Source organism: Salinivibrio sp. HTSP (genome assembly GCF_003390965.1).
Taxonomy (GTDB): Bacteria; Pseudomonadota; Gammaproteobacteria; order Enterobacterales; family Vibrionaceae; genus Salinivibrio; species Salinivibrio kushneri.
In genome coordinates, this window is sequence record NZ_PXUD01000084.1 from 1 (window position 1) to 8,457 (window position 8,457).

At 51.2% G+C, this 8,457-nt stretch carries 6 protein-coding genes and 2 tRNA genes; 5 read left to right on the top strand and 3 right to left on the bottom strand.

Features of this window, described 5'->3' with window-relative positions; translation table 11 throughout:
* Nucleotides 1-65: 65 nt before the first annotated feature.
* A tRNA-His gene (locus C7A19_RS13990) sits at nt 66-141 on the bottom strand.
* A gap of 35 nt (nt 142-176) precedes the next feature.
* Nucleotides 177-253: transfer RNA gene (locus C7A19_RS13995), tRNA-Arg, on the bottom strand.
* 323 nt (nt 254-576) lie between these two features.
* Between C7A19_RS13995 and C7A19_RS14000 the strand changes: the two genes are divergently transcribed.
* The gene (locus tag C7A19_RS14000) at nt 577-1,011 is read left to right on the top strand and encodes a cytochrome c5 family protein (RefSeq protein ID WP_069360756.1); all 435 of its coding nucleotides are present in this window, start codon (nt 577-579) and stop codon (nt 1,009-1,011) included.
* 46 nt (nt 1,012-1,057) lie between these two features.
* Here C7A19_RS14000 and rep read toward each other — a convergent pair whose 3' ends face one another.
* Nucleotides 1,058-3,079 (bottom strand): DNA helicase Rep, encoded by a 2,022-nt coding sequence (gene rep / locus C7A19_RS14005; protein WP_116645181.1) that lies wholly within the window; start codon nt 3,077-3,079, stop codon nt 1,058-1,060.
* Nucleotides 3,080-3,246: 167 nt separating this feature from the next.
* Here rep and C7A19_RS14010 point away from each other — a divergent pair, with 167 nt between their 5' ends.
* The 4 genes from C7A19_RS14010 (at nt 3,247) to C7A19_RS14025 (ending at nt 8,400) form a co-directional block, all read left to right on the top strand.
* A complete protein-coding gene (locus C7A19_RS14010) occupies nt 3,247-3,807 on the top strand; it encodes a TetR/AcrR family transcriptional regulator (protein ID WP_077522978.1) in 561 nt (186 codons plus the stop codon).
* A 21-nt stretch (nt 3,808-3,828) separates the two neighbouring features.
* Nucleotides 3,829-4,935, top strand: a complete 1,107-nt coding sequence (locus tag C7A19_RS14015; RefSeq protein ID WP_116645182.1) for an efflux RND transporter periplasmic adaptor subunit — start codon at nt 3,829-3,831, stop codon at nt 4,933-4,935.
* Nucleotides 4,936-4,947: 12 nt separating this feature from the next.
* A complete protein-coding gene (locus C7A19_RS14020) occupies nt 4,948-8,040 on the top strand; it encodes a multidrug efflux RND transporter permease subunit (RefSeq protein WP_069360752.1) in 3,093 nt (1,030 codons plus the stop codon).
* Between the two features lie 93 nt (nt 8,041-8,133).
* Nucleotides 8,134-8,400 carry an accessory factor UbiK family protein gene (locus C7A19_RS14025; RefSeq protein WP_077457451.1) on the top strand — a complete coding sequence of 89 codons (267 nt, stop codon included), beginning with the start codon at nt 8,134-8,136 and terminating at the stop codon, nt 8,398-8,400.
* Nucleotides 8,401-8,457: the final 57 nt, after the last annotated feature.

An 8,457-nucleotide genomic window follows, 5' to 3' on the forward strand; every position in this document is an offset into this window, starting at 1 on the left:
GTCCCAAACCAGATGCGCTACCAAACTGCGCTATTCACCGACATATTCGCTGTTAGCGAAAATAATGGGGTGGCTGACGGGACTTGAACCCGCGACAACTGGAATCACAATCCAGGGCTCTACCAACTGAGCTACAGCCACCACTGATTTTTTGCCAATTTCCTTTATCCCCGGAATGGCGCGCCCGACAGGATTTGAACCTGTGACCTTTGGCTTCGGAGGCCAACACTCTATCCAACTGAGCTACGGGCGCTTGCCCCGTTGGCGGTGACGAATATTACGGATATCACCACCAGCCGTCTAGCACTTTTTTTAATTTTTTTACTGACTGGTCTCTTTTTCAACAAATTGCGTAGAAAACGTCAGTAAGGTCTCTACTATAACGGTTTAACGTAACAATCTAAAGCGCTATAATCACCTAATCTTTACACGGAGTTAACCCAGCAACGTTGGCAAATCCGTTAAGACGAGACTGACAGGCCGCAACCGAATCACCCTTGATTGATTCACCCCCTTAGGTTGGCGGCAAATAAGATAAAAAAGGCGTTAAGCCACCAGTAATGTGGGAGTGTCATTGTGAGCGCAAAGGGAAAAAGTCTAGGTCAAATTATGGTTGCCACTGTGGCGGCCCTGTTATTTGCTTCTGCTGCGCAAGCGCTAGAAGTGTCTGAGCAAGAAAAAGCCGCCATCGCCGAACGCATTGCCCCGGTTGGTGATGTGTATATTGACGGCGAAGCGCCAACGCAAACCGCCGCCGCAGAGCCGAGTGGCCCACGCAGCGGCGAGCAGGTCTACAATACCTACTGCACCGCCTGTCATGGCACAGGGGCGGCGGGTGCTCCGAAAATGGGCGATGCTGCTGCATGGGGCCCACGTGTCGATAAAGGCATGGAGACCCTCACCAAACATGCCATCAACGGCTTTAATGGCATGCCGGCTAAAGGGACCTGTATGGATTGTTCGGATGATGAAATAGTGGCAGCCATCGAGCATATGCTCGACGCACTTTAATACCGCCGCGCATTGCCAACGTGACAATAACGCCGCCTTTGCGGCGTTATTTGTTTTTATCCAGCATGGCTTTTAGGTTGGCGATCGCGGCTTGCCCTTTCTCCATCCGCTCTTCTTGTGAAACAGGCTTTCTTTGCGACTCCCACTCCACATCGTCAAAAGGAAGCTCCTCCAGGAAGCGGCTTTGCTGAGGTTTAATCACTTCACCAAATTGACGCCGCTCTCGACACACTACAAAGGTCAACGCCTTTTGCGCGCGAGTCAGTCCGACATAAGCCAAACGCCGTTCTTCATCGATATTGTCTTCATCAATGCTCGACTGATGCGGCAATAAGCCTTCTTCCATGCCAATCAGGTAGACATAAGGAAATTCGAGCCCTTTGGAGGCATGCAAGGTCATCAACTGGACTTGGTCTGCGTCATCATCGTCTTCGCCCCGCTCCATCATGTCACGTAGGGTAAGGCGCTGAACCACTTCTCTTAGCGTTCGTTCCACCTGATCGGGGTTGTCACCTTCTAAGTCGGCGACAATCCAACTGTAAAGCTGTGAGACGTTTTTCATCCGCATTTCTGCGACTTTGGGGCTTGAAGAGCTTTCGTACAGCCACTCTTCGTAGTGAATGTCACGCAAAAGCGCCCTCACTGCCGCCACGGTATCGCCTCGCTCGGCTTGATCGGATAATTCCACCACCCAGCGGGTAAACGCTTGTAGCGACGCCAAACCACGTCCTGATAAATGTTGGCTGAGCCCGAGTTCAAAGCTTGCCGCAAACAAGCTCTTTCCCCGCTGGTTGGCATAACTACCGAGCTTTTCTAGCGTCACTGGGCCAATTTCACGTCGTGGTGTGTTAACCACCCGCAAGAACGCGTTGTCGTCATCGGGGTTAGTGAGCAGGCGCAGATAGGCCATGATGTCCTTGATTTCTGCACGTGAGAAAAACGAGGTGCCACCGGAGATCTTGTAAGGAATGCGGTTTTGCATCAGCGCTTTTTCGATCAAGCGTGATTGGTGGTTTCCGCGATAAAGGATGGCGTAGTCTTTGTATTGGGTGCGCCCCAAAAAACGATGACCTATCAGCTCGCCGACCACGCGCTCCGCCTCATGTTCTTCATTGTTCGCGGTCAGTACTTTGAGCATGTCGCCATCAGGCAAAGCAGAAAATAAGGTCTTTTCGAATACATGAGGGTTATTGGCAATCAAGATATTCGCGGCGCGCAGAATGCGACTGGTTGAGCGGTAGTTTTGCTCCAGTTTCACCACATGCAAACGCGGAAAGTCTTGCTGCAGATACACCAGGTTTTTCGGCTGAGCCCCTCGCCACGAGTAAATCGACTGATCGTCATCCCCGACCACGGTAAAGCGTGCACGCTCACCCACTAGCAGCTTCACTAACTGATATTGACTGGTATTGGTATCTTGATATTCATCGACCAATAAATAACGAATGCGCGCTTGCCAGCGCTCACGTACGGCTTGGTTTTGGCTAAGCAGCGCGACTGGCATCAAAATGAGATCATCAAAATCCAGCGCATTATACGCACGCATTTGTTTTTGGTAGCGCGCATAGCAGGCGGCAAACAGTTGATCACGCTCGCCTTGCGCCTGAACCAGTGCTTCATCCGGCCCCAACATGGCATTTTTCCAATTGGAAATGGTATGCACCAACTGCCGTAGCAAATCTTTGTCGTTGTCCAACTCTTGTTCGGTCAGGGCTTTTAACAAAGCTAATTGGTCTTGATCGTCAAATAGCGAAAAGCCCGTCTTGAGCCCCAAGGTTTTGTACTCGCGACGAATGATATTGAGGCCCAAGGTATGAAAGGTCGACACCATCAAACCACGCGACTCTTGCTTGCCTAAACCTTGTGCTACCCGCTCTTTCATCTCGCGTGCCGCTTTGTTGGTAAAGGTGACCGCGGCGATATGACGTGCTTTATAGCCGCACTGCTGAACCAAATAGGCGATTTTGTGCGTAATCACCCGTGTTTTGCCCGATCCTGCTCCGGCCAAAACTAGGCAAGGTCCAGAGATATGTCGGACGGCATCGGATTGCGCGGGGTTAAGTTTCATGGTGACAACACCTCATCAGTGGCTGAATGAGCATTGTAGAGCGAATCCGACTGATGTCTATCTCACCGCAGCAGAGTGCATTTTGCTTGCTACACTTTATGCTTGTCATTTGCGCGAAAAACGCTCTAAAATGAATGAACGTTCATTCATTGCTTGGTGCATTATTCATGGACAAACGTACACAAATCTTTGCCGCGACCGAGCAATTAATCGCGACGGTTGGGCTCGACAAAGTCTCAATGCAACAAGTGGCGATACAAGCACAGGTCGCAACAGGGACCATTTATCGCTATTTCAAAGATAAGGATGACTTGCTTCGCCAACTGTCTTCGCACCTGATGATGCAATGTGCAACCCATATCCAGCAAGGGGTCAAGGATGAACCGACACTCAAACGTCAGTTTGAACGCTTGTGGCGCAATACGTGGACCATGATGCTACAACGCGATCATCTTTTATTGTCTCGTGACCAGTTTGATGCCCTGCCACGCGATGATCAGTCTCATACTCAGCAAGAGCGAGAAGCCTTCTCCGATCTTTATCTGGTCTTTCAAGAAGGTAAGCAACAAGGCGTGCTCAAGCCCCTCGATGATGAGGTGTTAATCACCTTGGGACTCGAACCCGCTTTTTGTTTAGCTCGCAAACAGGTTCGGGGTGTTATAACCCTGGACAGTCATGCTATCGCAGATGCGATCCACGCTTGCTGGGATGCAATTTCTCTTCACTAACGACGTTCGGAGCTTACTTCGATGAAAAAATGGTTTTTCTTTATGGTTATCCTCGCGCTGCTGCTGTTTGGCAGTGTGATTGGCTTTAACCTGTTCAAGCAGCAAAAAGTTGCAGAGTATATGGCAAACATGCCAGAGCCCACCCACCCAGTCACCGCGGTGACGGTTGAGGCTGAGCCTTGGACACCAACGCTTGACGCCATTGGGTTTATTGAGCCTAACCAAGGGATCACCTTAACCACCCAAATTGCCGGTGTCGTCGATGTGATTAATTTTGAGTCTGGCCAAACCGTTGAGCGTGGACAAAACCTGGTCGAGCTCGACTCGAGTGTTGAAAAAGCCAATTTAGCCAGCACCCAAGCGCGTCTACCGGCGGCGGAAGCCAAGTTTAAACGCTACCAAGGCCTGTTTGCTAAAGGCTCTATCTCTAAAGAAGCGCTGGATGAAGCCGAGGCCAATTATCGCTCGCTACAAGCTGACATCAATGCGCTGAAAGCCACCATTGCCCGTCGTAATATCCAAGCTCCCTTCGATGGTGTGATTGGTTTGCGTGATGTTTTCTTAGGTGAATACTTACAACCCGGTACGGAAATTACTCGCCTCGAGGATACCTCGGTGATGAAGCTGCGCTTTACCGTGCCACAAACGGATATTTCCAAAATCCGTTTAAGCCAGCCGTTACGCATTACTGTCGACGCGTATCCTGAAAAGGAATTTATCGGCTCTATCAGTGCCATTGAGCCTGCAGTCAACAGCCAGAGCGGCCTGATTAAAGTGGAAGCCAATATCCCCAACAACGACGGCCAGTTGCGCTCAGGGATGTTTGCCCGCGCCGATATCGTCTTACCGACCATTGAAGAGCAAATCGTGATTGATCAAACCGCGATTAACTTCAATTTGTACGGAGAAAGCGTCTACGTCATCCGCGAAGAGGAGGGAGAAAAACGCGCTTATCAGCAAGTACTCAAGGTCGGTGAACGTCGTGGCCATCAAGTGCGTGTTATCGAAGGTCTGCAACCTGGCGATCAGGTCGTTACCTCCGGCCAAGTGCGGTTAAGCAATGGCTCCAAAGTGAAAATCGTCGAAAACGACGCTCTCACACCACCAGAACAATTACCTCAATTGTAAGACGAGGATGTGATGCGCTTTACTGATATTTTTATCCGGCGCCCCGTGCTAGCCGCGTCAATCAGTATTCTGATTGCGCTGCTCGGCCTGCAATCTTTATTTAAGATGCAAGTCAGGGAATACCCGGAGATGACCAATACCGTGGTCACCATCACAACCAGCTATTATGGCGCCAGTGCCGACTTGATTCAGGGCTTCATCACGACGCCACTCGAACAAGCCGTGGCCCAAGCTGATAATATTGATTTTATGACCTCAGAGTCGGTTCTTGGCTCCTCGACCATTACGGTCAACATGAAGCTCAATACCGACCCTAACGCCGCCTTGGCCGATATTCTTGCCAAGGTAAACTCGGTGCGTGCTCAGCTTCCTGCCGAGGCGGAAGATCCATCGGTATCCATGTCGACCGGTTCCACCACCGCTGTCATGTATATTGGCTTTACCTCACCCGAACTCGACTCCAGTCAGATCACTGACTACCTCGATCGCGTGGTCAAGCCTCAGCTATTTACCGTGGATGGTGTCTCCAAAATCGACCTTTACGGCGGGGTGAAGTATGGCCTTCGCGTGTGGCTCGATCCGGAGAAAATGGCGGCGTTTAAATTAGCGGCCACCGACGTGATGTCCGTGCTCGATGCCAACAACTACCAGTCAGCCACTGGTCAGGCGATTGGTACCTTTATGATCTATAACGGTAGCGCCGACACCCAGGTGTCCACGCCCGAAGAGCTGCGTAATTTGGTGGTGGATACCCAAGATGGCCGCGTCGTACGCCTCGGAGACATCGCTAAGGTCTCACTCGAGAAAAGCCACGATCGGGTACGTGCACTGGCCAATGGCTCTGAAGCGGTTGTCGCCGCGATTAATGCCACCCCGTCGGCCAACCCCATCAATATTGCCGCTGACGTCATGGATATGTTGCCGGAAGTTGAGCGCAACATGCCAAGCAATATCGAGATGAATGTGCTGTATGACTCATCCAATGCAATCAATGAGTCCATCAATGAGGTCATTAAAACCATCATTGAAGCGGCGCTGATCGTATTGGTGGTGATTACCCTGTTCTTAGGTTCGTTCCGTGCGGTGATTATCCCCATTATTACCATCCCACTGTCCCTGATTGGTGTGGCGCTGGTGATGGAAATGATTGGCTTCTCGCTCAACTTGATGACCCTGCTGGCAATGGTATTGGCTATCGGCTTGGTGGTCGACGATGCCATCGTGGTATTGGAAAACATCGACCGCCATATCAAGCTGGGAGAGTCCCCTTTCCGCGCGGCCATTATTGGTACACGGGAAATTGCCGTGCCGGTTATCTCCATGACACTAACATTGGCGGCGGTGTATGCTCCTATCGCGATGATGGGCGGGATCACCGGCTCGCTGTTTAAGGAGTTTGCGTTAACCCTTGCCGGGGCGGTGTTTGTCTCCGGGATTGTCGCGTTGACACTCTCACCAGTGATGTGTTCAACCATGCTGAAAGCTAACGCCAAGCCAAGTCGCTTTGAGCTTGCCGTGCACCGCTTCTTGGATGGCATGACCGACAAATATGCGCGCATCCTCAGTAAGGTGATGCAACGCCGTCCTGTGGTGGTGTCCTTTGCGGTCATCGTCTTTGCCTCTTTACCCGTGCTATTTAACTTTATCCCCAGTGAGCTGGCGCCATCGGAAGATAAAGGCGTGGTGGTAATGATGGGGACGGCGCCCTCGACGGCTAACCTGGATTACATCCAAAACAGCATGGCGGAAGTGAACCAAAAGCTCGACGAACAACCAGAAGTGGCCTTTTCTCAGGTTTTTTCTGGGGTGCCGAAGTCGAATCAAGCGTTTGGTATCGCCTCACTGGTGCCTTGGAGTGAGCGGGAAGCCAGTCAGTCCGAAGTGGTAAAACGCATGGCTGACGAAGTGAAAGACATTCCGGGTATGAAGGTCACTACCTTTGAAATGCCAGAACTGCCCGGTGCCTCCTCCGGCTTGCCGATCCAGTTTGTGGTGACCACCCCGAATAATTTCGAAAGTCTCTACCAAGTGACCGCCGATATTATGTCCGAGGTACAATCTAGCCCGAATTTCGTTTATTCGGAGCTGAACCTCAATTTTGACTCGGCCACCATGAACATCAGCATTGATAAAGACAAAGCTGGGTCATATGGCGTGACCATGCGTGATATTGGCGCCACCATTGGCACCATGATGGCCGATGGCTACGTCAATCGTATCGACTTTGATGGCCGCTCGTACGAAGTGATCCCGCAAGTGGAGCGTAAGTATCGCCTCAACCCTGAATCGATCGAGAACTACTACGTGCGTGCGGCCAATGGTGATTCCATTCCGCTGGGCTCGCTGATTGACATTGAAGTCACCGCGGAGCCTCGCTCACTGCCGCACTTTAATCAGCTAAATGCTGCTACCATCAGTGCGGTATCTGCGCCCGGTGTCACCATGGGTACCGCGGTGGATTGGTTCGAAAGCAAGGCAGCAGAATTGCCTAAAGGCTATCAGCACGATTACCTCGGTGAGTCTCGCCAATACGTGACAGAAGGCAGCGCGCTGTATGCCACCTTCTTGTTCGCCTTAGCGATCATTTATCTGGTACTGGCGATTCAGTTTGAATCCTTGCTCGACCCACTGGTGATCTTGGTCTCTGTGCCACTCGCGATTTGTGGGGCTTTGATTGCGCTCGCGTGGGGGCTGTCATCCATGAACATCTACTCACAAGTCGGGTTGATAACCTTGATAGGTCTGATTACTAAACACGGTATTCTGATCTGTGAGGTCGCCAAAGAGCAGCAACTGCATCATCAAGCCAGCCGAATGGACGCAGTGAAAGAAGCGGCCAAGATTCGTCTACGTCCGATCTTGATGACCACTGCCGCGATGATTGCAGGCCTCATCCCGCTAATGTTCGCCACCGGCGCAGGCGCCGAGCAACGCTTTAGCATCGGGATTGTGATCGTAGCGGGTCTCGCTATCGGTACGTTATTCACACTATTCGTTCTGCCAGTGATTTACACCTACCTGGCCAGCAAGCACAAACCACTGCCTGTGTTTGTCGAAGACGATGAACTTGATAAGCTCGATGAAGACTATCGCGCATCACACTAACCCAAAGGGCCTTCGGGCCCTTTTCTTTTATCATCCTTTCGACAAGCTGTGCGTATTTACATAGAATAAAGACAGTTAATAAAGGAGTATTCCATGTTTGACCCCAAAAAACTTGAGCAAATGGCCAAGCAAATTCACGACGCCATGCCTCAGCCTGTTAAAGAGTTAGGCACGGATATGGAAAGCCGTGTGCGCCAAGCCATCCAAGGCCAACTGACTAAGCTGGATGTAGTAAGCCGTGAGGAGTTTGATGTACAAACCCAGGTGTTACTGCGCACCCGTCAAAAGCTCACCGAGCTTGAAGCCAAGCTGGAAGCCATGGAAGCAAAAGTGGGTCAGTCGACAGATAACCAAGAATAACCCTCGCAGATATATCGAGTAGGGTGAGGCGTTGCCGCCTCATCCCTCTCACAGAAC